This is a genomic window from Vallitalea okinawensis, from assembly GCF_002964605.1.
Taxonomy (GTDB): Bacteria; Bacillota; Clostridia; order Lachnospirales; family PQDH01; genus Vallitalea_A; species Vallitalea_A okinawensis.
On the sequence record NZ_PQDH01000002.1, the window covers coordinates 637408 to 663147 of the forward strand.

Consider the following 25740-nt stretch of genomic DNA (forward strand, 5'->3'; position numbering starts at 1 on the left):
GTATTGTGTATATTTTTTTATCAAATATTACGACATTCCATCTATCCAATAATAAAATTGGTCTAATTAGATATATTCAATTCCCAATTTTAACCCTTGACTGCTCCTACCATAATACCTTTTACAAAATATTTTTGTAGGAATGGGTAAACCAATATGATAGGACCTATAGTTATTATAACCATCGCCATTCTTATTCCCTCTGACGGTAAGCTGCCAACCAGCGATTGCATCTCTGGGGAAGGATTCATAGTTTTTAGAAACTGTACGTTTGATATAATATTTCGAAGTAACAGTTGAAGTGGTTGTAATTCTGCTTTATCTACCAACATCATACCATGCCACCAATCATTCCAATACGCTAAAGAAGTGAATAACCCTACTGTAGCCAAAACTGGTTTGCTCAGTGGTAAATATATCGTACGGAATATCTTAAAGGCTCTAGCACCGTCAATTCTCGCTGCCTCATACATTTCATATGGTATAGCGGAAAAAAAGTTTCTCATAAGAAATATATTCCACCCATTAGCAACCATGGGTAAAATTAATGCCCATAAAGTGTCTTTAAGATGCAAATAATTTACGCAAACAATGTACCAAGGAACCATCCCACCATTAAACATGATTGTAATTAAGGTAAATACATTCAAAAACCTTGAATATTTAATCTGTTTACTTGAAAGTACATATGCCATCATCGCATTTACACCTAACGCCAAAAGTGTTCCTGAAATGGTAACTATCACAGTTATTGTATACCCATTAAGGATTGATTTATAATTCATTAAAAGAGCCTTATAGGAACCAAGAGTAACTTCACTTGGAAAAATTCTATATCCATGTTCATATATCTCTTTTTGAGTACTTAATGACCCCCCTATTACCATTAAAAATGGATAGAGGCATATAAGAGAAAACACTCCAATAATTAAGTATATAGCCACATCCATTGTTTTTATTCTTCTTTTCATTGCATATCCTCCCCTAAAATAATCATGATCCTTCTTCAAAGTGGTTAGCTAGTTTATTACATACTATTACAAAAACGAATGAGATTATTGATTGAAAAAAGCCAGCAGCTGATGACATACCAATATCCCCTGTCTGCCTTAACCCTCTATAGATAAAGGTATCTATAACATCTGTAGTTGGGTATAACATGGGTACATCTGATGTTACATAATAGAACATACCAAAGTCTGCATTCATGATTCGACCAAAGGCTAATAAAACTAAAATGATAACTGTAGGTTTTAACATTTGTAAAGTTATAAAACGAATCTCTTGCCATCTTGTAGCCCCATCAATTCTAGCAGCCTCGTAGAAAGACTTATCAATGCCTGTTATAGCTGCCAAATAAACTACAGCACCATACCCAACACCTTTCCAAATATTTACCAACATTAGAATAAACGTCCAATATTGTGGTTCCATATAAAACATTATTTTTTCTCTTCCAAGTGATTCCAACAACTTATTTATAATTCCATTGTCATAGCTCAATATATTGGAAACGAATAATCCAACAACAATCCACGACATAAAGAAAGGAAGAAAAGTAATAGATTGTGCAAGTTTTTTAAATGTTTTTCCTGAAACCTCGTTTAACATAATTGCCAATGCAAGAGATGCCAAAGTACTTGTAATGATAAATAGAAAGTTAAGAGAAACAGTATTTATAATAGCCTGCCATGCACTTTCAGAATTTACCAATATTGCAAAGTTCTCAAAAAGAGGATCCATCCACTTACTACCTAAAATTCCATCTCTAAAGTTGTAATCTTTAAAAGCAATTATTATTCCAAACATCGGAAAATACTTAAACAAAATCAATAATACCATTGCTGGAATTGCCATCAAGTACAATGACCAATTTTTAACCAGTTCCTTCCCAAAACCAGCAATACCATTTAATATATTATTTCCGGTGCTCTTACCTCTTGTTTTTTTTGCCGCTACTTCACTAACCATTTTTCCTCCTTCACGATATAACTTTAATGCATTTGTCTTATTATTAATATCGACATACGGTATATCGCTTATATTTATTATTTGGATTTTTACCAATTTAGATATGTCTATTAATACTATCTACAAAGCTAGGCTTCTCAATCTCAAGTTCCTTGACCTTATCCCCCAATAGACCATTTATAGCATCTCTTTTTAAAATAACAACTCGATTACTAAACTGATTAGCAATAGCCATGTAGTTACCAGAGCCAATTAGAGCAATATGTCTGGGCCAATGTCCACAGCAATGAATATAGCCATTACACTCTAATATGCCCCAATTGTCAATAGCAAAAATAGCAATTGAATCATGTCCTCTATTAGCTGCATAAATAAATCGCCCATCATCACTCATGCAAATTGATGAACCAGAGCTTTCCTGGGTATAGGTATCTGGTAAGGTGCTGATTATTTGACAAATACTCAAGTTAACTTCATCAAACCTAATACCAATGATTTTATTTGAATATTCTGTATTTACATACAACATTTCACGGTTATCGTCAACAACTAAATGTCTCGGCCCACTTCCTGCAGGAAGCTTTAACACATCAACCTCTACTAACTTTTTAGAAACCAAATGATACTTATATATCACATCCGTTGCAATATTGGTAGCAAAAAGATATTCCTCACCTTGACTAGTAATAGCACAATGGATACGACTCTCACCTTCTAAGTTTCCATCTGTAATAATATAATCTTTTACATCACCAAACTTCTCCCCATTTACTTCAACAGAAAATAGAACACCCTCTTCATAACTAGAGCCTATTAGTAGCTTATTTTTAGGAAGATACTGCACATGACATAACTGTCCACATTCTAACCCAATAAGATCTAAAAATTCATAGCCATTTACACTTTCTTTATACATATAGACACAGCAGCAACCTTCTCTTTCTGTAATTCCAAAAAGTAACCCAGCACTCTCACTCAAAAAGGAGGATGCTCTAATATAACTATTCCACGTTACATCCCAAGAGCGTAACTTATCATCAAATTTAGTCAACGAAATAGATGGGGTATCTCCCCCTCCATAGCCAGAAACCAATAAATCAATTTCCATACTTTTACTCAACTTCTTTCATTCCAGGCAGAATTAATCCTCCATCAATTCTAATTGTTTCACCCGTTATATATTCGGCTACATCTGATACAAGATACTTCACCAAATGTCCGACCTCTTCTGGTGTACCTAATCGCTTCATGGGGATTTTTTTAGCCCACCCCTTAGATAATTGCTCCATAGAATAATCACCACGAATCGCAGTAGCTCCTGGGGCTACAACATTAATATTAATTCCATATTCAGATAATTCTAGTGCTACAGATTGAACCGAGCGAATTAATCCTGCTTTAAACGAGCCATAGATATTATCTTCCGGATGAGCTGATATCCCTCTTGTAGATGATATAAATATAATTGATCCTTCTACTTGTTCTTTCACCATGTGATTTGCCGCAACTTTTGCACACATCATATAACTTCTAAAATTAAGCTTATAAAGAAAATCAATATGATCCTCTGTAAGCTTTAGTATGCTATCATGCCTTGTAACCCCCGCATTACACACAAGAACATCTATGCCACCTAAGTCCTTAACCGCTGTTTCTGTGATGGTTTCTGGGACGCCATCCTTTTCCATACTGGCTTGATAATAGTAAGCCTTTCCTCCAAGATTTTCAATAATATGGCTTAAACTTTCAGCTTCGTCTAATCGACTATTATATGTAAAAGCTATATCATAGCCTTCTTTGGCAAGGACAATGGCTATTCCACGCCCAATTCCTCTACTCCCCCCTGTTACAAATGCCTTTTTTCTCATCAGATAACTCCTTACTAATTACTTTTTTATGGTGTATTTAATGTACCATCAGGTAACCTAGTTTGAGTCCACTTAGTTATCCTTGTTGTCACTGGATATTTCTTTGCCAACTCCTCATTAACATCAATACCTAGACCTGGCTTTTGATTTGGATAGACATAACCATTTTTAAGCTCAGGGACCCCAGGAAAGACCTCTTCTGATACTTCACTTATACCACTCCATTCTTGGATACCAAAATTTCTTGCAGTCATGTCTAAATGAATATTTGCAGAGTGTCCAACTGGTGATACATCTCCCGGACCATGCCATGCAGTTCTTACACCAAATTGCTCGCAGAATATAGCCAATTTTCTAGCTGGTGTAATCCCACCTATTTGACTTATATGTACACGTATAAAATCAATGAGGCGATTGGTTATTAAATAATCCCACTCTTTTGGATTATTAAATAACTCCCCAATAGCAATAGGTGTACACGTCTGACTTCGCAGCTGTTTGAGCCACTCTCCTTGCTCAGGAGAAAGGACATCTTCAAGAAAAAATAGCTTATATGGTTCTAGCTCTTTGGCTAATCTAACAGCATCTATCCCCGAAAGGCGTTCGTGAGTGTCATGGAGTAATTCAATATTAAATCCTATTTTACTTCTAACATAATCAAACATTCTTAATGCATTATGCCTATATTGGTCAGGACAATAATACCTCCCCTCCAGAACCCCTTCAGGTTTATTAAGACTCTTCGCTTCCCCACCATAACCACCCCATTGAATCCTAATATGCCTAACTTTCTTATCCATAAAACGGTGGATACTTTCTAGAATTTCATCTAAGCCCTTTCCACTGGCATGGCGATACACAGCTACTCCTGTCCTAGATTTCCCTCCTAATAAGTCATATACCGGCATACCAGCCATCTTACCTTTAATATCCCATAATGCAATATCCACACCTGAGATTGCATTGTTGCTAATACCGTCGTTCCTCCAATATGCATTTTGATGCATCAGCTGCCAAAGCTCTTCAATATCAGCTACATCTCGACCTACAAGTAATGGTTTAAGATAATCCTCAACAACACTTAGTACCGACTTTTCCCTATAGGCGAATGTCGCACACCCTAAGCCGTATAGTTCTGGTTCAGTAGTTTCTACCTTAACCACAATAAGGTTTATGCCTTCTGGTGCAGTTAAGATTACTCTCACATCTCTAATCTTAATCCCTGACATTATATTATCCCTTCTTAATTTAATATAATTTCATAACCCTGAACATTATTCTTTACCTATAAACCTCTCTTATTATAGAAGGGAACTCTACATAGTGTATTAAAGAATCAATGCTAGTTTATTATCAAATTACTTAAGCACATATTCATAGGTTTTAATTTCTTTCCCTTTAATTTCATTTACCATTGATTTACCTTTTATATCCATCTTCACTAATCTTCCCTCATTTAAATTAACTTCATATACCTCATTAACCAAGTCTGTTAAGGAGGTGGAAAAAGATATCATATCATTTGAGATGTTATATAAACGAGCAACAATACTTTCTCGTTCCTCGCACTTTTTAATTGCAGTAACCACAATATTATCATCACTAAAAGCGAAAGGAAATGTTTCATTATAGTTAGTTGAATCAATCTCTTGTTTAGCGATTAAAGGTAAGTTGAGTTCATAAGCTTCTCTATAAGCCTTACTTTCACACCAATCTCCACCATGAGGAATGATTGAGTATTCCACTGTCTGCTCTCCAATACATTGAGCACCAGGTGTTGGAAACTCTCCCCAATCTCCTAATTCCCCTACAGACCTTAATAGAGTAAGAGCAATTGTATCATTATTTAATATTTCATATTCAGCTAAGCCTTTATTAGCTATCATCAGACCTGTCGCACCATCATTCATATCAACAAAATAGCGTTGTTTTTGACAATATGAAGGATTTTTCCACCCTTCCCATGGTACGTTGGTTCTTTTAATGACATCAAACTGTCCATGGGCATAGTGATACGTTGATTCTAACCCTGTTGGGAATAAAGCCCTGAAACGATGGTCTTCCCATCTATTATCTATGGTTGTCTTTATATCAATGCGTTTTACATTTGACACCAAGGTAACCTTTGTGATAATTGTTGACTTAATCATTTCTTCAACTCTTTTAGATGTTTTCTTATCACATTTTATAGGCAGGCTTATCTCTTGGGTAATTTTATATACTGTTTTAAGCGAATTCTTGACTACCTCCTCAATTAGCGCATGTGAGTCCTTCGTCGTTACTATGCAATCTTTTTCCGGAGACTTAAAGATATACTCATTACCAACATCACCAACATCTTCATAGACATTCATGTCTTGATAGACTTTACCAGTTTCTTTATCAGTAATAACTAAGGAACCATTCTTATTAATATTTATGATAAAGAAATCATTTTCAAGTGATGGTAAATCTGCTTCTGCTTTATCCCCATCAGTTCCTATAAACGATAATTCACTATCATCAGATTTTAACCAAAAGCGTTCCATTCCAAGTTGTGGTATATCACTCACTAGGACATGTAGTTGATACCTATGTACATAATCTACTTTCCTAAATTTATCTTTTGGTAGTCTGTAATTAAAAGCAACACCTTTATCAACAATAGATGCTGGAACCACATTTCCATCTTTATCAATGACAATTGGATTTTTTAGCTCCTGATCATTAGGTACATCTATTTTTACTTCCACTACTCCACTTCTAGACCAGTTAGAAGGATTTAAGACACTAAAACTAATCTTTTCTACATCAATTGATTCAATGATTCTTTCTCCAAATAGGTATTCTAGACTTTCATCTAATAATGCGTGCGATAACTGCATAGTTTTATTGAATCTCGTTACCATCTCATCATGAACCTCATCTACACTACACCCACATATGCTGTCGTGAGGATGATTCTGTAATAGCTTTTTCCATGAATGGGTAATCATTTCCTTTTCATAGGACTTCCCATTAATATAGGCTAATACTTCTACCGGCTCTGTATAGTTCTCCAATAAACTTTGGCTCTCATGATTCATTTGCTTTAGATAGACCCTAGCAGAAGCTGTATTACATAAGGTCCACCAACCATCTGTAAATTGACCATTCATTTCTCCTTCATATGTTTTTAATGTACCTACATCTTTCTTAAGGTCTTCAATATAGTTCTCAAGTCCACTCTGCATCAAATGTACATCTCCTATAAGAGGTTGTACTTGTTTGATAATTTCAGGAAGCCCTACCTGAGGAGGTTGGTGATCACAACCATTCATTAAAAGCAAACGATCTGTAGTTGCCAATTTAGTAGAATTTTTTATCGCATTCTTTAAAAACTCAATAGCCTCTTCTTTGTTTTCTGGAATTTCCATCGCATTGTTATACCAATTAGCCATAAACACACCAAGAACCAAGGAACCATCCGGAGACTGCCATAAAAGTTCTGTAGGGTATTCTTCAACAGTTGTTTTACTAACCACTGTATTGTTGAATCCAACGGAATTAATCCCTCTTCCAAACACGGCATTATCAATACCAAACCCCTTTAATATTTGAGGCCCTTGAGAAATATTACCAAAAGCATCTGGAAAATAACCAACCTTGCAAACCTTTCCATACTTAGCACTTTCCCTATATCCAATAAGCATATTACGTATATTAGCTTCTCCACTTATTAAGTATTCATCTTGTAAAATGTACCATGGTCCAACAGATAACCTACCTTCACCAATATACTTAATAATCTTCTCTTTCATATGAGGCTTAATTTCTAAATAGTCATCTATTACGATTGTTTGCCCATCAAGATGAAAGTGCTTATATTCTTCATTCACTTCTAGGGTATCCAATAGTTCATCCATCAACCAAACTAATCGAAGTCTATGATGTTCAAATGGTAGATACCATTCCCTATCCCAATGGGAATGGGGCACAATATATACTTCCTTCATACTCTATCTCCTTCTAACAATTATGATATATCTTTTACTCATAATTATCGCGTTTTTGTTTAATTATACATATAATTTCACCTAAAGTCAATATTGGATATATCTAATTTAGGTATTTTTATGTTGTTTTTATATTGAACATATCTTTTATGTAGTAGCAATGTTAATCCATCATAAATAAAAACACTATGACATTTTTCATCTTGCCATAGTGTTTTCACACTTAATCACTTTTATTTACTTATTATCATTTAGCTCTTTAATTCTTAATGCAATGACTACATGAATTTCGTACGACCATTTTTGTTGGCAGAACAATTTCATTATACTTATGTTTTTGCTCAAAATCCTCTAATAGTAAGGTAGCCGCTTTCCTACCCATTTCATAAAAATCTTGAGAAACAGTCGTTAAGGGAACTTGAAGATGGGTTGCAATTTCAATATCATCAAAACCAACAATAGATATATCCTTAGGCACCTCAAACCCCAGCCCAGTAACAGAATGCATCACTGCTGATGCTACGTAATCATTTACACAAACAAAAGCCGTTACGCCATTAGTTATAAGTTTATTAACTATAGTATTATACTTTTGCTTATCATACTCTACTACCTGCTGCCTACAAGGGGCAAAACCAGTATTAATATACCTTTCATCTATACTTATTTCATTTTCTTTCAATGCTTGACAGTATCCAAAGTAACGCCTTCGTATAGAAGTTGCACTTTCAATGGTTTCATCAGATATAAACCCTATTTTTTGGTGTCCCAAATCAATCAAGTATTTAGTTGAATTATAAGCCCCTTTAGCATTGTCACTTACCACATAGCTTATAGGAATACTTTCAAAATACTTATCAATGGTTACAATAGGAAATTGATCAATGTAAAATTTACTAATTACCTCTAGATTCTCTCTATCCGAGATAGGGTAGAGAATAACCCCTCCAACTTTCTGATCAAATAAGTTGCTCAAAATGTCCCTTTCTTTTTCGAAATCCCTTTGACAACTATGTATACTTAGGAAATATCCATATTGACTAAGAACTTCCGATGCACCTTTAATAGTCTCCATCATCCCACCATTGGAAGCATCAAATGGTAACACGATAGATATAATATTCGTAATATTCGTAGGTTTTACTGTTGTATTAGTATTATAGACAGCATTTGAAGTCACTTTTTGTGGTGCTACAAAGCTCCCACTACCTCTTATCCTATAGATTAATCCCTGTATCCTTAATTCTTCTAAAGCTCTCTTAGATGTGATTCTGCTAACTCCAAAATGTTCAGCCAAATCTAATTCAGTAGGTAGTTTATCGTCCTCTACTAATTCTTTTGATTCTATTTTATCTTTCAAGTATCCTACAATTTGTTCATATAATAGTTTATTATCTTTTTCCATATTAACCTCTTACTCACATATTTCATTTATTATATCTTTTAAATTGATATATCTATATTGCCATAAAGTAAACTACTTTGTCAACATGATAAATAAATATACTTTTTTATTGCTCTAAATACTCCTAGCTCAAGTATAGTTATCTCATTTTTTCTCTAAAGTACTGTTCACTTGTTCCCCTACGCTCTACATCGTAACCTAGAGCATTATCTTGTTTTATTATATCAGCATACTCATCAAGACTAGTTGGTATAACTACTTCAAAGAGTGCCCAATGCCTAAGTTTCTCTTTAAACTTCTTGATTGCATCTTGATATGCTTCATCATAATACCTGTTCTCCAATTCAAGAGGATCATTTTCTAGGTCAAAAAACAGTGATTTATTTTCATCCTTAGATAATAACAATTTATATCTACTATCACGTATCATGTATTCAGTTTGATGTCCAGATTCGGATACAACAAATTCTCTTTTATCCTCTAAAATATTATAGTCCTCCATCTGTTCTGGTTTTTCTACTCCTGCTAAATGAACAATTGTGGAAGCCAAATCAATATTACTAACAAGTTGTTCACTTACACCCCCACCTTGATTACTGTTTACATACTTAATTATCAATGGCACTTTAATGACTGGATCGTACATATAATTACCTTTTAGCATAAGGTGATGAAAACCCATATAATCACCATGATCGCTGGTGTATATAATAATCGTATTATCATATAACCCCTTTTCCTTTAATAGTGCAATCATCTTACCTACTTCATGATCAATATGAGATATATTTGCATAATAGTAGGCCATCACCTTCTTTACTTTGGCTTCATCATTATCATCATGAGGAAAGTAACCTTTGCTAAATGCTAAATCCCTTTCTAGACACGCCTCTGTCCATCCAGGAAGTATACTTAATTCATTTGGATCGTATAAATCACTCCATGATTCAGAAGGGTCAAAAGGGTGGTGAGGCTTAACAAACCCAACCATTAGCAAATTGCCATCTTCTTTCCATTCGGTTATCTCTTCTAGTGCTTTTCTCCCAATCCAACTTGTACTGTGGTACTCATCTTGCAGATTAGATACCATTGACCCTAATGAATCCCAATATTCCTCTGGGGCATTTTCCCTATATTCAGCTCTCTGGTCCTCTAAATCATTTCTATCCCAAAGCCCTTTATCCATTAATTCCCTATGATAATCATCATCAAATCTCCCTGGACCATCCTGTTCACATAACACCATTTTATCAAATCCTACATCAAGGTAAGTTGGTGTAAAATGCATTTTACCTACTGAAGCTGTTTGATAGCCCTGACTCCTTAAAACCTTAGGAAAGGTATTAATATATGATGGTAAGGTACAGTGATTTGTCCATCCACTGTGTTGTCTCACTTGTAATCCTGATAACAACGAGTAGCGAGAGGGTGTACACACCGGAAATGAACAGAAGCTATTATTGTACACAACACCATCTCTTGCAAGTGAATCAATATTTGGTGTCTTAATATCTTTATTTCCATATGCTCCTAGACAATCAAATCTATGTTGATCTGCATGAATTAATAAAATATTAGGAGCTTTCTTTTTATTGACTTGTTCCATTTTTATTTTCTCCTTCACTTATTTATTAACTGCTTCAGTATTTAATTCTTTCCTCACAATATGCTAATGTTTCATAAAATTACTTTAGGTATTTGTTCATAAATGATATTTCTCTTGTTCCTACTCTTGATGAGATAAGAAAACGGGGCTTGCCCAGGCCATTTGATCATTCATTTGCCTTACACCAACATAGTAATAATGATGACCCTCACCTATATTCTCACTTGAATCTCTCCAATTAATTTCCATATCTTTTCCAGTACCCTCGTATCTCTTGATTTCTTTTCCATCTTTTACGATATAGATATAATCAATTAAATCTGTCCCGAATATCTTCGCAGTCAACTCTACATTTCCTGACATACTACCTAAGTCACTTCCCATAAGGTAACCATTAACTCGAAACTCTAGACGGATTCTATCACCTGTTGTTCCAAATGTATGACGGCCTTTCAGTGCATTGTATATACCTTCACGTGTCAAATCATCTGCATATACCCCTGTTACACCAACCCCTTCATGTTCACCACCGGAAGTGAATCCAAATTTATAACCTAAATTCAATCCATATCTTACAGAAGCATTCTTTTTGTATTCCCTCCCATAGTTATTTGGGTTCATCTCACAGTCATCATATTCATAAGATCCTCTCACCTGAAATATTTCAACCAAAGTCTCTTTCTCTTCGTTAAAGTACTCCCAATTTAATAGATGGGAACTGTCACTTGGATGGTGAGGTATAGTCAAGCACTCTGTATCTTTTAATATATCCCATACCATATCAATACGGTCTGCATTCTCTCCGGTCGTTTTTAACAAGGGTCCTGTTCCTTTATACAAAATATTATAGTGCCCAAAATTAATCTTATCAGTATGATGGGTACATGTCCATTCAAAGCCTTGGAAGGCAACAAATTGACCGGGAATATTTGCAGCATCTGCTCTATGCTTAGTTCGAATCCACTCTTGTGGGTCCATAGAATCATGGTCAGTAATCATAGCAAAGTCAAGCTGCCCTACATCCTTGCAGAAACAATATTTATCTTCTATTTCAACACAATGAAATGAACCTCCAAGTGAACAGCAAGATAAATTAGTATGCATGTGTAAATCTCCCCAGTAAAGATTTTTATGACCTTCTATACCATGAGTCTCAAATCTTTTAACTTGAAGTAATTCTATCTCCTTAAGAATCTTTGGCTCTTCATCAATCCACTCATAGCCTACAATATCTGTTATAATTGGCATTGGAATTTCGTAGATGGCACTTATCATAGTCTGATTATTTTGCGTCCATTCTCTTTGTTCACTTAACTCTCCATCATAGTTGATGCCTACAAAACGGAAACAATTATCTTGGTCATTTCTATATATCTTGGTAGCCACTCTTTGTAACTGACTAATACTGTTATTTTCAAAGGTAACCCAACATTTCCCATTGAAATATTTAACTCTAACTTCCCATCTTTTTCCATAATTATCAATAATCATTTCAACAAAACTTACAAATATAACTCCTTGTTCATCTATATACACGTATGGGCAGCCTGCTGATTTCGTCTCATCAGATAGTATTGTAGGTGTTTTGCATTTTTTATCATTTAAACGCTTAACATCAAAATGACCATTAACATATTTAACATTAGCCATCCCCATAGTTGTCTCTACCTTCCATCCATGTCCGAAGCCTGGCATTAAAACTGTATCATGCCACTTATAACCTTTATACAAAGGCCATGAGTTCTCAAAAACAACTATTACTCGTCCTTGTCTAATAGCCATTCTATGTTTTTGATCGTTATTATTCTTAGACCCTATATCTATGGCATCTGTAATAGTTCCCTTGTCTACAACACGTAAAAGTATATGATACCTGTTGTAAAAGAAGCTTTCATAAGCTATGTACAAATAATTACCATCAGAAATCATTGCTGGTTTGTAGCCATTTTCCCATTGTTTTGTAACAGAAATCTCTTTTGCTGTTTCTAGACTCTCAATAGGCAACTCTACTCCAATGTTTTTCATTAGTATTTTTGTTCTACCCTCACAACATCTTTCCCAGCAGATGTAAACTTTGTCATTATGTACAGATAATTCAATATTATCATTCTTCCCCTTACCAACTACACAAGCCTCATCTTCTTTTACTAATCCATTACACTTAATAAGATAGCCGCTTTTTTCACCTTGACTATAACTAGTAAAGGCTATATATATTATATCTCTATAACAATAGCTTGTTGGAGAGCTAAAATCCTCGCCTTCCATCAAAGCTACCTTCTCTCCACTATTTATGTTTTGTATATATACAATACTGTTACTGGCTAAGCCATCATTTGAACAATTGCTTTCTGTATAGGTCACATATTCATCATTAATCATTTCCACCGGGTATACAACATTCGAATTTTTAGTTAATATCAATTTTTCCTTCATTACTTTCAACTCTCTTTCTGAAAAACTAAATAAAATTATTTACATAAAAATTTCTTTCAGTTGTAATCATCTAAGATGGTTACTGTTCTCAAATTAAATGATAAACCAAGTCCAATATAGGTGATCCATGAACAAATGGACACTTCCCCCTATGTTTAGGCGCTAAAGTAATCTCCATTATTATTAGTAGTTTATTTAATGTACGATTATTACTTTAAATAATAAGAAACTAATAGGTACTAAGACACCGATTACAGTGAATAAAACCGTATTAGTCTCTTATGATAGGTATTGTAATAATATTTTATTAATTAATTAGTTAAATTTAACAGTTAAAATTTCCTTTGATTTTAATACTATAGGATCCATCTTGCCATTTGTATAAGAAAGCTCTTTTATTTTTTCTTCATTAAGATTGACTTGTTCAAGACTAGAAATTTCATTACAGTAGGTAAAACTAAATGTATTTGGTTTATCTTCACCATTTAATACTCTCAGTATTATACCGCTTCCATCTTCAGCTTTCTTAAATGCAGATATAACTACGTTATCATTTTCAACTTTAATAAATCCTTTTTCTAGCTTATAATCTACATACTTATACTTATCTTCTCTATAGAATATCTCAGATACCCAAGTCCCTTGAACTGCCGGCCTTCCTCCAACATATTTTGTAAGGTCTGCTGACTGTACATAAGGTAAAACCGGGCATTGATATGCTTTAGTACACTTAAGCAATTCCCCTGAACTATCCTCTCCATATGGGTAGATTGCCATACCTATATTAATTTTCCTCAGGACATTCCCACCAGGTGTAATCATTTTAGGGCTAATCTCTTCTAATCTATCGTACCATCTAGCAATATAACCTACACTCCTCAGCAATGTAAGGGCAATGCTTCCTTCACCCTCTATGTAGTGTTCATATTCGTATATCCCTTCATTTAGAATAGCAATTCCTTGGTTATTCTCAGATACACTTATGAATCCTGAATTTGGCTGATCTCCATTATTAATGCCATTTAGAATCTCTTTTCTATCTCTTGAAACAATATCAAATGGTATTAATGAATTGGATATGTCATTCTTCATTCCCGTATTAATAATGGCTCTTACTCGATGATCAATGGATTTATTGTCTATATCAAACTTAATATCTAACCATTCCATGCCCTTTTTAAGACTTAAGGTAATATCTAATTTATTTAAAACTAATTCCTGACTTCTTATATCCCTTTCAAAGTCATAGTCCTTTGGCAACATAAAGTCATAAGACAATTTATAAGATTTTTCAAGTTCATTATCTGTAACCAGCTTAATTTGTGGCTTCAAATCTTTGACAGCGAACAACTTATCTCCTCTTGGCTTTCTTTGTCTATAAAGATCTCCAACATCAGCTTCATCGATTATTGTAAGGATATTCTTATAAGTTATTCCATCAGTTTTATTAAACAGGTTAATTTCCCCATCATCTGTTATGGTTACTTTAAGATGACTATTTTCTAGCTCTCCTTCAGAAACAAACATCTCTTTTGTCACATTTAATTTCTGTGAACCTTTATACTTTTTAACCGTATAAACTTTATATCCTATACCTGGAATATCACTGGCTTCGAATTGTAAGAATAATCTATCTACTGTTCTTACACCAGGTAAATTTATTGAGCTATAAATATCTTTATTTATACGTTCTTTCTTTGTAACAATAAAAGGTATCTCATTACCACTTGGATCATAAAGCCTAATACCTTCAATATTCTCTTCTTCAGCAAAATCAACTTCTACATTTACAACTTCACTACGAACATCTTGTAGGGGATTAAAAACACATATTATATTATCATCCTTATTAAGATTATCTCTATTAATATGTGCCCCTAAAAAGTCCATACCTCTCTTCAGCAGTTCTTCCCCAAAAACAGTAATTCTATTAAATCGATCTTCCATATTGTTATGAACATAGTCATGACTACAACCACAAATACTATCATGAGGATGATTCTTAATCAATTCCTTCCACATAAAACGTAAATGTTCTTGGGGATATTTATCCTTAGCACCACTGGCATCAATTAGGGTGTATAAAGGCTCTAAATAATTTTCTAACAGATTTTGTATTCTAGCATTTTCTTTCTTAAGATAAATTCGTGATGATAGCGTATTTTGTAATATATTTGTATTTTTACCTGCTCTAAGCTCTCCATTATGAATATTCAATTTAGCTCTTTCCTCAGGGTGTGCCTCATAGAAATCCTTAACCTTATTAATGTACTCATGCATAGACGTTTGAATAATTTGTTTATCATCTGGTAAAGCGTTATTCATATTTTTAATAATTGGTAATAGATTTTCTTGGGCTTGAAGATGGTCAACTCCATTCATCATTAATAACTCATTTGAAGGAACCATCCCCTCAAAGGAATTTTCATTCTGTGCAAGTAAAGCCATGGAGCTATCTATATTCTCTGAGAATCTTTGGGCATTATTATACCAACATCTTAAATATATTCCCTGTAACTGACTGCCATCAGGTCCTTGCCAAACAAACTCAGTATTATACTTTGCTAAAACTTCTTCACCATCTACATTATCATAAAATTGATATCCTCTACCAAATATAAAGTTATCTATTGAAAATCCCTGCAAAATTTGAGGTAGTTGAGATATGTTGCCAAACTGGTCAGGTGCATATCCCACATCATCACATTTTCCAAAATCTCCAGCAATTTCTTTACCAATTAATAAGTTTCTAACTGTTGCTTCACCACTTGTAAGATAGAAATCATTTTGTACATACCATGGTCCAACAATTAATCTACCCTCTTTTATGTACTTTTCTAATTGAGCTCTCTTATTTGTTCTAATCTCAAGATAATCTTCTAAGACGATTGCTTGTGCATCTAGGTGAAAAATATATTCTGGTTCTTCCTCTAGAATATTGAATACATTATCTATGGTATCAACCAACTTAAGCCTGAATTGTTCAAAAGGAAAATACCATTCCCTGTCCCAATGTGTATGGGATATGACATTAAATGTTTTCATTACATTACCTCTCTTTCATTTTGCATTGCCTGTATGTAGGTTCTAAAATCATTACTAAATTTATCATTGTGAGCTTTCAACCACTCATAAAGTCGATGTCTCATTTCTGTAATTAATTTAGCAAATTCAACCTCTCTACTAAGGTTCTTTAGCTCATAAGGATCACGTTTAAGATGATAGAGTTCTTCCTTATCACCAGCATTGAATACATACTTATAGTCACCTATCCGTATCATTCGTTGAGAACACGCAGAATATCCAAGACCAGTAAACTCTGTTACAACACAATCTGTCCAATCCTTTACCTCTTCACCTTTCATGAGAGGTAATAGGGATCGTCCATCCCTTTCATGTAAATCTGTTGATACACCAGCCATATCTAAAATCGTTGAATAAATATCTGTAGTATTTACTAGTTCATCTACCTGACTTTTACATTCCACACATTTTGGAAGTTTAATAATTAACGGTATATGGGTGGTCTCTTCATACATATGGAAACCTTTATCAGACAAAACGTCATGACACCCTAATGAATCTCCATGATCACAGCTCATAATAATATATGAATTGTCATAAATCCCATCATCTTTCAATTTCTCAATTAATCTACCTATTTCATCATCAATAAATTCGCTGTAGGCAAAGGTATACTTAATTTTCTGTTCATAACTCTCCCACTCCCCTACGCTTCTTTTCATATTATGAATCATAGGTTTGTCCTCTTGATCCTCATAAAATGATGGCCAAGGTTCAAGGTTCATATTTCGATAACGCTCATAATACTTACTAGGAACATATGCTGGTCCATGAGGTCCCCAGAAATGTAGACCAAAAAAGAAAGGTCTTTCTCGTCGATTAAAACGGTCAATAAAATGGATAGCTGGTTCAGTTAAAAAATAGTCAATAGTTGATTCCTTAGGAGAAATAACCTCTGTGGTGCTACTGTTAGGATCTTTTAATATGTGGGATAAATCATTTGCTTGAAGGTAATCTTGGTACTGCTTATAGGAATGTCCACCACCACCATGTCCTGGGAAATTATCTCCTTCATACCCAAGATCTGTAGGCAAAGAGCTACCCACTCTATAGAAATTAGGGTAATCCACTACATTTAATGAACCCTCCACATCATGACTCTCATCCTCATACCAAGGATCATTATGGGCAGCACTTCCAAAACCTAAGTGCCATTTCCCAGTATGACCAGCAGAGTATCCGTTTGCCACTAATTGACGACTTAATAGTCTAGGGGAATCTGTCAATTCATGAACCACACAACCAGGTTGATATATATTGTTTTGCATACCATGTCTACAAGGATATACCCCAGTTTGTAGAGATGCTCTTGCAGGGGTACATACAGGATACACAGTATATACATTTTTAAATACTGTACCTTCACTAGCAAGTTGATCGATGTTTGGCGTTTTAACTACTTTACTTCCATAAAACCAATAGCATCTCTACGATGCTGATCAGTAAAGATTAAAATAATATTAGGTTTCTGCTCCATTTGCTCTCTCCTTTTATAACTTTACTAGTAAATAAAAAAAATATGATATATCATTTAATCAATAATTCAGCTTATAATTCTAGCTAATAATAGATCATTTTAGATTTATTGTATAACCAAAAGCAATAAAAGTCAATATTAGGTATGTCTATTATTCATTTTTGTTTATTTTGATATATTCTCTTATGTGATAAATTATTATAAACCTTTCAATGAAAAAACGTAATTTACTAAGATTAGAAAATAACATTTCCTAATATTTACCTATTCTTTGTTAAGACAATTATAAAATAAGGTTTGTTATATTGGTTTATAGGTTGAACTACGGTATAATGTACACTAGATTAAGACTAAGGAGATATGTAAATGAATAAGAAAATTCCTTATATTGAAAACCCATCTAATGATATAAAGGTAAAGAAAGTTCGTCGTTCTAATACTATGTACATTCATCAGCATAAATATTTTGAGATGGTTTATTTTTATAGTGGTAGTGGTACCCTTATCATTAACGAAACTGAATATCCTTTACAAAGAGGTCATCTTCTATTCTTTAATATTGGTGATGCCCATGCTGTTAATGCTGAGGGTGAAATTGAGACTGTGAATATTGCCATACCACCTGATTTTATAGATTATAATCTGATAAATAGTCAAAATATGCTTGATTTCCTATCTATTAGCGCTTTTAATGAGTTTAACATATATATAGATGGAATCTCCCCGGTCATGCAATTTAAAGGAAGAGATCTTGTGGACTTAGAGCATCTACTCAATTCAATAATAGATGAAAGTGTTGATCAAGATAAGGGGTATAAGACAATATTGCAAGCCTATATTAAAATCATATTTATAATAATTTTTAGACATTTAAGTAAAAATAATAGAAGTCACATCCAGAATGAATTGTCAACCTTTTTACCACAAGTCATTAGCTATGTTGAAAAGCACTATAAAGAACCTATAACCATAAAGGATATCGCAGCCAATAATTTTTATAATCCTTCATATCTAAGCAAAATCTTTAAAGAATGTTATGGTGAAAGTTTAACAAACTATATCAATAATAAACGTATCAATGATAGTCTAGAATTACTTAAAAATAGCACCTATAGTATAGAGAACATAGCTACAGAGGTTGGTTATTCCGATAAAAAACAATTCTATAGAATGTTCAAAAAATATATGTCTATAACCCCTGGTTCTTACAGAGATAAATAGTGCTATTTTTGCCACTTATTAAGTTCCTATTGCCACTGACATTGGAATTTTACTAATTATATAATATATATATCATTTATATTATTTAAGGAGTGAATACAATGAAATCGAAGCAAAAGCCAAATGTTATTTGGATTGTTGCAGACCAATTAAGGGCATCGGCCATTGGGTGTAATGGAGACCCTAATGCATACACACCTAATTTAGACCGCCTTGCTGCCCTTGGTGTTAACTTTAATCGAGCCGTTTCTGGTTATCCATTATGTTGCCCCTTTAGAGGTTCTATGTTAACAAGTACATACCCCCATAAATGTGTTCCAGGGCATCAATATCAAATGCCAGAGAATGCAAAAACAATTGCCCATGCTTTTAACGAGAAAGGTTATAGTACCTCCTATTTTGGGAAGTGGCATCTTGATGGTTTTAGAGAAAGTACTGGTCGCTCAACTCATCACATTGTTCCTCCTCATAGAAGGGGTGGGTTTAGTCACTGGGTAGGATATGAAAACAATAACAGTCAATGGGATACATGGGTTCATGGCACTAATATTGATAAACCATATAGATTGGATGGTTATGAAACCGATGTTCTTACAGATATGTTTATCACCCACATGGAAGAACAGATCACTAAAAGTGAAAAGCCTCAACCATTCTTCTCTGTATTATCAATTCAACCTCCCCACGACCCTTACGTTGCGCCAGAACAATTCTCTAGAAACTATAATGCTGGAAATATTGAATTTCGTAAAAATGTCCCTAACGTTGAATGGATTAGAAGTAAAGCAAGCCGTGAACTTGCAGGTTACTATGCACAGATTGAGAATTTTGATTGGAACATTGGTCGAATCATTGAAGCCTTAATGAGGAACGATTTATACTCCAATACCCACATTATTATTTTTTCAGACCACGGAGATATGCAAGGCTCTCATGGTCAATACCATAAAACAACGGTATACGAAGAATCTATTCGCATCCCATTTATTATTAGTGGAATAACCACTCACTACGACGGTTTTATAAATAAGGACTCTGACATCCTAATAAATCATGTAGATATTGGTCCAACTAGTCTTGGTTTATGTGGTATAGATAAGCCTGATTGGATGGAAGGTAGTGATTATTCAGGCTATAGACTTTTAGAAAGACCTAAGGTTGATAAACCAGATTCTGCATTTATCCAATCTGTTATACCTACTTATCATCATAATAGTTGTGATAGGCCTTGGAGAGCAGTTGTATCAAATGATGGTTGGAAATATGCATGTTTTGAGAATAGTGACTGGTTACTATTTAATCTTACCGAAGATCCCTTTGAACTTGTTAATATGGCTCACAATAGTTTATACCAAAAAAAGAGAAATTATCTAAAATCAAAGCTTAAAGATTGGATTAATAGAACTGGTGATAATTTTAGAGTACCTACAGAATACTAAGAAATATCCTACAATAATTACCCTGAGCAACTTACTATAAGTTAAAGTGACCTGTATATTTCAAATTACATAAAAAAGAGCCTCTAAGGCTCTTATAATTTTTAATCGATAATCGTAGATCACTAAGTAAGGCGTTCAATAACATCTACAATACCTTATTTCTAACTGCCTCATTGTTTAGTTATGATCACTTGATCAAACTTATCTTTTAATGCTTTGGAATTTTCAATAATGATTCTATTTCGTTTTGTAGAGATAATTCCTTCATCATGCAACTCTTTTAATACTCTTCCAAGTTGAATTCTTGATATGCCTAATTCTTCTGCTATTTCTTCCTGTGTAAAATTAAGTATCGTTTTATTTGTGTGGGTACCATAAAGATGTAGCATATAGATCATTTCGTATATTCTTTTTTTGAATCCATAACGGAAAGCGCCATAATTTCATATTGAAATAAATTATTCAGTTTTGCTGAGTAATTTAGACAAGCTAACGCAAAATCTGGATTTTTGAAAACAAATTCTTAAATACTTTTATGTGAAAGGAAATAGCCTTAACAGTGGAGAGCGCCTGTATACTAAAAGATGAGCTCAAGTTAAACATATCACTTGTTTGATAATTAAAAGGACTCATATTACCTTTTGACATGCGTAATATAGAGTACACTTTACCATCTGAATTAGAACACATCAAACTTACTCTTCCAGATTTTAAATAAAACACCTTTTGTCCATATGAATTTACTGTTGGTAGTAACTCACCAGTACTGAATTCTACCTCGTTAAAATCTTTCCCCTGAAATAAGTATTCAAATTCTTTAAACGTATCTAAAAAACAATGATAGAAACACCTCTATTCTTTTTGCCAAATGTAAAAACTAGAGCCCTTACAAAAGATGAAATCCATGGCCTAGTTAAAGCTTACGGTCTAGCAGCAAAACATGCTAAAGAGGCAGGTTTTGACTTTATCTATATTCATGCCTATACACATCTCATCGATCAATTTTATCTCCTGCTTGGAATCAAAGAACAGATGAATACGGTGGAATCATAGAGAATAGAATGCGATTTATGATTGAATGAGTTGAAGAAGCTAAGAAAAATGTGGGTGAAGATTTTCCATTGATTACTGGTATCTCTATGAACCAAGGTATTGAAAATGGTTTAACAAAAGAAGATGTCATTGTCATTGCGCAAACTTTAGAAAAAATGGGCATTCTTTCAATCCATTTAAGAATGGGTAGTTATGACGGTCTATATCTCCAGATGCCAACCTATGTTGATCCTACTAAAATGGGTTTGGAATATGCAGCAGAAGTAAGAAAACATGTCAATATTCCAGTTTCAGTAGATGGTGCATTATTAGATCTTGATACATGTGAATCTATCTTAGAAAATGAAAAGGTCGACTTAGTCGGTATTGGTAGACCACTTATCGGTGATCCATACTGGTCTAGAAAAGCACGATTAGGTAAGCCTGAAGAAATACGTCCATGCTTAAGATGCCTAGAGTGTCTAACAAAGGAAATACCTAGTGGCTATTGTGAATGTTCAGTAAATCCTGAGGTGGGCAAAGAAGGGTTTAAAACTGTAAAGGCTGATATCAGCAAGAAAGTTTTGGTGATTGGTGGAGGCCAAAGCGGAATGGTAACCGCTTTATATGCTGCACAAAGAGGTCATAACGTAACTCTTGTTGAATATAGCAGTCGGCTTCCTTTCTTCTTTTCTAGTAAGTTGAACAACGGTCTCCACATGAGTCGTATGCGGAAACATTTCAACAGATTGTACTTCACCAACATCAAATCCATATTCAACAAGATATTCGAAAACTCTTGCTAAAGTTGCTGAATCACAGGAGACATACACAATTCGTTTGGTGCCATCTACTAGTGTGTTCTATGACAATACCACTTTTTTATAGTCATTAGGATTATTATTACAAACTTTCGAACATTGGTTCAATATACTCTTTAATAAGCTTTAGTCTATCCTTAGCCTTGGGGACAAAAACAGAAGCAATGGAAATAACCATGTTTTTCTTTGCATTGACATAAATCACATTTCCACCATCTCCCATGGCTGCATAGATTTTTTCTTTTTCATTAATAATCCACCAAAGATAACCATATGACAGCTTATCCCATCGACTATGTTCCTTTATACTCTCTTCTATCCACCATGCGGGTACAATTTGTGTACCTTCCCATACTCCTGAACATAAGTATAACTGGCCTATTTTTGCCATATCCACAGGGGTTAATGTAAGACCAAAGCCTGCAGTATTTATTCCCTGTGGGTCAGTAACCCAACCTCTGGCATTTTTATCTTGGAAAAAAGCAATATGTTCCTCTTTATTGTGTAACACTACATTGTCGCCTATATGAATTCCAATTCCTGAAAACAAATTTTCTTTAGCAAAATCAATCACTGATTGCCCTGTTGCTTTTACAAGAATGCCCGATAAAATATGCGTTCCTACTATGGCAGAGTACATAAATTCTCCAGTCAGCCTTTTACCTCCTAATAAATCAAGTGCAGTTTTGATCCAGTTTTCACTGGTGAAAAATTCTTCATAAGGTTCTATCTTATATTTATACGGGGCTGTCATAGTTAGCATATCCTTAATCGTAATACTCTGTATTGTTTTTTCACCTGCTTTAACAGTGTAATCTGGAAAAAAGTCTAATACCTTCTGCTCTATACTTTTAATATGTCCCTTCTCAATGGCAATACCAATCAAAGCAGAAAGAATACTTTTTGTTACCGAAGCTACATGAACAGCATTAGTAGCACTATATTCATTAAAATACTTCTCATATAATATTTTACCGTCTTTAAGTACAACTATGCCTGTGGTATTGTTATAGCTACTATATATTAGCTTTTCTAACCATATCTTTTTTCTTTGATTCATATGATTTCCTTTCTTACGAAATTTGAAATAGTTCTTTTTTCATCAACATTTCAATCTTCATGCAAGATACCTTCCTGTCTTGGAATTCGGGTTGGCTCTCAGTTCATCTGGTGTTCCTTTAGCAATAATCTCGCCACCCTTGTCCCCACCTTCCGGCCCAAGTTCAATGATATAATCACAGCTCTTTAACACCTCTACATTGTGCTCAATGACAATCACTGAGTTACCGCTGTCAACTAGATGATTTAGTAACTTTAGTAGCAGTGCCGTATCATATAGGCTTAGCCCCGTCGTTGGCTCATCTAACACATAAAGCATATTACCCTTTAATTTCCGTCCTAACTCTTTAGCAAGTTTCACTCTCTGCGCCTCACCACCACTTAATGAAGAAGATGGTTGACCAAGTGTTAAATACCCCATGCCCATCTGCTCTAAGATACGCAGTGATTTCACAATGCTATTCTGATTTACAAAAAATGAAATCGCATCTGTAATATTCATCTCTAACACATCGGCAATGTTTTTTCCGCTATAGTCTACAGAAAGACATTCTTCATTAAAACGCTTGCCATGACATGTCTGGCAGACCTTATCTACAGAAAAGCTAGAGGTCAGAAATATCCTTTTATAACCACTCCCACCACACTCTTGACATGCCCCTTTAGAATTAAAGGAAAAATGTCCTGCGCTCATATTTCTTCTTTTTGCTTCTGACTGTTTAGCAAAAAGTCCACGAATCTTATCCCAAATACCAATATAAGAGGCAGGAGTGGAGTTAGCACTTCTTCCAATTGGCTCCTGAGATACCTTTACAAAACCACTAATCCCCTCTACTCCTACAACACCAGGTGCATGACCATATTTCATAGCACTGGTAAGTCGTTTTAAAAGCGTTTCTTCAATCAGAGAACTCTTGCCACTTCCGGATTGTCCAGCAATACCAACCATTGCATGAAGCGGAAAATCTACTGTTAAGTCCTTTAAATAATGGGTATTGGCATGTTTCAAAGTTAGACAGTGTTCTTTAACGATAGCATGCTTTTTAACCCTTCGTTCTGGCATTAAATATTGACCGGAAAAATACTGACTAAGTAGAGTGTTCGCTTTCACGTATTCCTTATAATCCCCCTGGTAGACCACTGTTCCTCCTTCTACACCTGCCTTGGGTCCAATCTCAATAATATGATCAGCATGACGGATCATCTCACTGTCATGCTCTACTATAATCACTGTATTACCCAGATCTCTTAGTGTCTTTACTTCATTAATCATGCTTAGCTTCTCAGATGGGTGTAACCCTGCCATCGGTTCATCTAGGACATAGATCAGGGAATCCAATCTGGACTCCAGATGGAGATGGAGAAAAATACGCTGAACCTCTCCACCGCTTAAGGAAACCATTTCCCGGTATAGAGTCAGATGTCCTAAGGAAGATTTGATCAGATGCTTTATTTTCTTGTTCACATTCTTTATCACGTTCTTACCAAACTGAGATAGATCTTCTTGGGGGATTTCACCTAAGAAATAGAAAAGATTAGACAGTGTCATCTGTCCCAGCTCGCCAATTTGCTTTCCACCAAGGAGTACTTCTTTCGCTTCTTCACCTACTCGCTCCCCTTGACAGACCGGACAAGTGGTCTTTGCATAGACCTCCTCTACATCCTCGCCCTTTTCATAAGCATTTCTTAGTATTCTCTCAAGACAATAGCTTTGTTTGCCATTGTCATATGTTCCATAGACCACTTCACCTTGAATATCTTCTGGAAGTTCCCAGAATGGAGTCTCAAAATACATGCCGTATTTCTTCTTTAAAATCCTTAAAAAACCTGTTGTTACCTTCATACTCTCATAGACATTCATGAGGGTTGTTGTTTGATCAGGAATCAATTGCTCCAGATTGATATCATAATAAAATCCACTCCCCTTGCAACTAAGACACATGCCATCGGCTGTTGTGTAAAGAAAAAAACCTGGAGAGAGATGTTCACTCTGCTCATCCAAAGATTTTCCGTCACTGGCATAAACAAGAGCCAGCTGGTTAAGAATCCCGGTCTTGGTACCAACTGAAGAACGGGGATTGCTCTGTCTGATTGTATTCTGGTGTACCGCCACCGTTGGACCTATTCCTTCTAACATATCGAACTTGTCATGACTATCAAGCCCAGCCAGTATACCAATCGAACTTAGATACTGGTTCTTGCCTTCTTCAAATAGGATATCAAATGCAAGACTCGATTTACCAGAACCACTGATACCAGTTATGACCACAAGTTGACGCTTGGGAATTGTTAGATTAATATTTTTCAAATTATGGATTCGTGCTCCATGAATCTTGATTTCTTCCAT

16 protein-coding genes and 2 pseudogenes are annotated in these 25740 nt (G+C 34.6%); 3 read left to right on the forward strand and 15 right to left on the reverse strand.

Features of this window, described 5'->3' with window-relative positions; genetic code table 11:
* Positions 1–89 precede the first annotated feature (89 nt).
* From C1Y58_RS07900 to C1Y58_RS07950, 11 genes and pseudogenes are all read right to left on the reverse strand, one after another.
* Positions 90–971, reverse strand: coding sequence for a carbohydrate ABC transporter permease (locus C1Y58_RS07900; protein ID WP_105615470.1), 882 nt, complete (start codon positions 969–971; stop codon positions 90–92).
* Positions 972–993: 22 nt separating this feature from the next.
* Positions 994–1971, reverse strand: a complete 978-nt coding sequence (locus tag C1Y58_RS07905) for an ABC transporter permease (protein WP_105615471.1) — start codon at positions 1969–1971, stop codon at positions 994–996.
* A 97-nt stretch (positions 1972–2068) separates the two neighbouring features.
* Entirely contained in the window at positions 2069–3091 is a 1023-nt protein-coding gene (locus C1Y58_RS07910) for a lactonase family protein (protein ID WP_105615472.1), read from the reverse strand.
* A complete protein-coding gene (locus C1Y58_RS07915) occupies positions 3084–3839 on the reverse strand; it encodes an SDR family NAD(P)-dependent oxidoreductase (RefSeq protein ID WP_242985358.1) in 756 nt (251 codons plus the stop codon). The genes C1Y58_RS07910 and C1Y58_RS07915 overlap by 8 nt, the downstream gene beginning before the upstream one ends.
* A 26-nt stretch (positions 3840–3865) precedes the next feature.
* The gene (locus tag C1Y58_RS07920; protein WP_105615474.1) at positions 3866–5068 is read right to left on the reverse strand and encodes an enolase C-terminal domain-like protein; all 1203 of its coding nucleotides are present in this window, start codon (positions 5066–5068) and stop codon (positions 3866–3868) included.
* A gap of 129 nt (positions 5069–5197) precedes the next feature.
* Positions 5198–7813, reverse strand: coding sequence for an alpha-mannosidase (locus C1Y58_RS07925; RefSeq protein ID WP_105615475.1), 2616 nt, complete (start codon positions 7811–7813; stop codon positions 5198–5200).
* 259 nt (positions 7814–8072) lie between these two features.
* Entirely contained in the window at positions 8073–9218 is a 1146-nt protein-coding gene (locus C1Y58_RS07930) for a GntR family transcriptional regulator (RefSeq protein WP_105615476.1), read from the reverse strand.
* 139 nt (positions 9219–9357) lie between these two features.
* Positions 9358–10824, reverse strand: a complete 1467-nt coding sequence (locus C1Y58_RS07935) for a sulfatase family protein (protein ID WP_105615477.1) — start codon at positions 10822–10824, stop codon at positions 9358–9360.
* Positions 10825–10944: 120 nt separating this feature from the next.
* A complete protein-coding gene (locus tag C1Y58_RS07940; RefSeq protein ID WP_105615478.1) occupies positions 10945–13260 on the reverse strand; it encodes a DUF3604 domain-containing protein in 2316 nt (771 codons plus the stop codon).
* 315 nt (positions 13261–13575) lie between these two features.
* Complete coding sequence (locus tag C1Y58_RS07945) at positions 13576–16305, reverse strand: alpha-mannosidase (RefSeq protein WP_105615479.1); 2730 nt, start codon at positions 16303–16305, stop codon at positions 13576–13578.
* Positions 16305–17747: pseudogene (locus C1Y58_RS07950) on the reverse strand (sulfatase-like hydrolase/transferase); the annotation flags it as partial. The pseudogene C1Y58_RS07950 and the gene C1Y58_RS07945, both read right to left, overlap by 1 nt.
* A gap of 440 nt (positions 17748–18187) precedes the next feature.
* On the opposite strand from C1Y58_RS07950, the gene C1Y58_RS07955 reads away from it, so the two are divergent.
* Together C1Y58_RS07955 and C1Y58_RS07960 are read left to right on the forward strand one after the other, a co-directional pair.
* Positions 18188–19042, forward strand: a complete 855-nt coding sequence (locus C1Y58_RS07955) for a helix-turn-helix domain-containing protein (RefSeq protein ID WP_105615481.1) — start codon at positions 18188–18190, stop codon at positions 19040–19042.
* A 101-nt stretch (positions 19043–19143) separates the two neighbouring features.
* Complete coding sequence (locus tag C1Y58_RS07960; RefSeq protein ID WP_105615482.1) at positions 19144–20481, forward strand: sulfatase family protein; 1338 nt, start codon at positions 19144–19146, stop codon at positions 20479–20481.
* 170 nt (positions 20482–20651) lie between these two features.
* On the opposite strand, the gene C1Y58_RS07965 is transcribed toward C1Y58_RS07960, so the two are convergent.
* Positions 20652–20879 carry a Crp/Fnr family transcriptional regulator gene (locus C1Y58_RS07965; protein WP_105615483.1) on the reverse strand — a complete coding sequence of 76 codons (228 nt, stop codon included), beginning with the start codon at positions 20877–20879 and terminating at the stop codon, positions 20652–20654.
* Between the two features lie 439 nt (positions 20880–21318).
* Between C1Y58_RS07965 and C1Y58_RS26870 the strand changes: the two are divergent.
* Positions 21319–22184, forward strand: a pseudogene (locus tag C1Y58_RS26870) (oxidoreductase); the annotation flags it as partial.
* Here the strand turns inward: C1Y58_RS26870 and C1Y58_RS27175 are convergent.
* From C1Y58_RS27175 to C1Y58_RS07985, 3 genes are all read right to left on the reverse strand, one after another.
* Positions 22137–22346 (reverse strand): hypothetical protein, encoded by a 210-nt coding sequence (locus tag C1Y58_RS27175; RefSeq protein WP_242985359.1) that lies wholly within the window; start codon positions 22344–22346, stop codon positions 22137–22139. The pseudogene C1Y58_RS26870 and the gene C1Y58_RS27175 sit on opposite strands and share 48 nt — an antisense overlap.
* 70 nt (positions 22347–22416) lie before the next feature.
* Positions 22417–23394 carry a serine hydrolase domain-containing protein gene (locus tag C1Y58_RS07980; protein WP_105615486.1) on the reverse strand — a complete coding sequence of 326 codons (978 nt, stop codon included), beginning with the start codon at positions 23392–23394 and terminating at the stop codon, positions 22417–22419.
* Positions 23395–23451: 57 nt separating this feature from the next.
* Positions 23452–25740 (reverse strand): excinuclease ABC subunit UvrA, encoded by a 2289-nt coding sequence (locus tag C1Y58_RS07985; protein ID WP_105615487.1) that lies wholly within the window; start codon positions 25738–25740, stop codon positions 23452–23454.

Excerpts from the sequence above, each read along its gene's own strand:
- C1Y58_RS07900 (WP_105615470.1), bottom strand. The coding sequence starts at position 971 with ATGAAAAGAAGAATAAAAACAATGGATGTGGCTATATACTTAATTATT.
- C1Y58_RS07905 (WP_105615471.1), bottom strand. The coding sequence starts at position 1,971 with ATGGTTAGTGAAGTAGCGGCAAAAAAAACAAGAGGTAAGAGCACCGGA.
- C1Y58_RS07915 (WP_242985358.1), bottom strand. The coding sequence starts at position 3,839 with ATGAGAAAAAAGGCATTTGTAACAGGGGGGAGTAGAGGAATTGGGCGT.
- C1Y58_RS07920 (WP_105615474.1), bottom strand. The coding sequence starts at position 5,068 with ATGTCAGGGATTAAGATTAGAGATGTGAGAGTAATCTTAACTGCACCA.
- C1Y58_RS07925 (WP_105615475.1), bottom strand. The coding sequence starts at position 7,813 with ATGAAGGAAGTATATATTGTGCCCCATTCCCATTGGGATAGGGAATGG.
- C1Y58_RS07930 (WP_105615476.1), bottom strand. The coding sequence starts at position 9,218 with ATGGAAAAAGATAATAAACTATTATATGAACAAATTGTAGGATACTTG.
- C1Y58_RS07935 (WP_105615477.1), bottom strand. The coding sequence starts at position 10,824 with ATGGAACAAGTCAATAAAAAGAAAGCTCCTAATATTTTATTAATTCAT.
- C1Y58_RS07940 (WP_105615478.1), bottom strand. The coding sequence starts at position 13,260 with ATGAAGGAAAAATTGATATTAACTAAAAATTCGAATGTTGTATACCCG.
- C1Y58_RS07945 (WP_105615479.1), bottom strand. The coding sequence starts at position 16,305 with ATGAAAACATTTAATGTCATATCCCATACACATTGGGACAGGGAATGG.
- C1Y58_RS07955 (WP_105615481.1), top strand. The coding sequence starts at position 18,188 with ATGAATAAGAAAATTCCTTATATTGAAAACCCATCTAATGATATAAAG.
- C1Y58_RS07960 (WP_105615482.1), top strand. The coding sequence starts at position 19,144 with ATGAAATCGAAGCAAAAGCCAAATGTTATTTGGATTGTTGCAGACCAA.
- C1Y58_RS07965 (WP_105615483.1), bottom strand. The coding sequence starts at position 20,879 with ATGATCTATATGCTACATCTTTATGGTACCCACACAAATAAAACGATA.
- C1Y58_RS07980 (WP_105615486.1), bottom strand. The coding sequence starts at position 23,394 with ATGAATCAAAGAAAAAAGATATGGTTAGAAAAGCTAATATATAGTAGC.
- C1Y58_RS07985 (WP_105615487.1), bottom strand. The coding sequence starts at position 25,740 with ATGGAAGAAATCAAGATTCATGGAGCACGAATCCATAATTTGAAAAAT.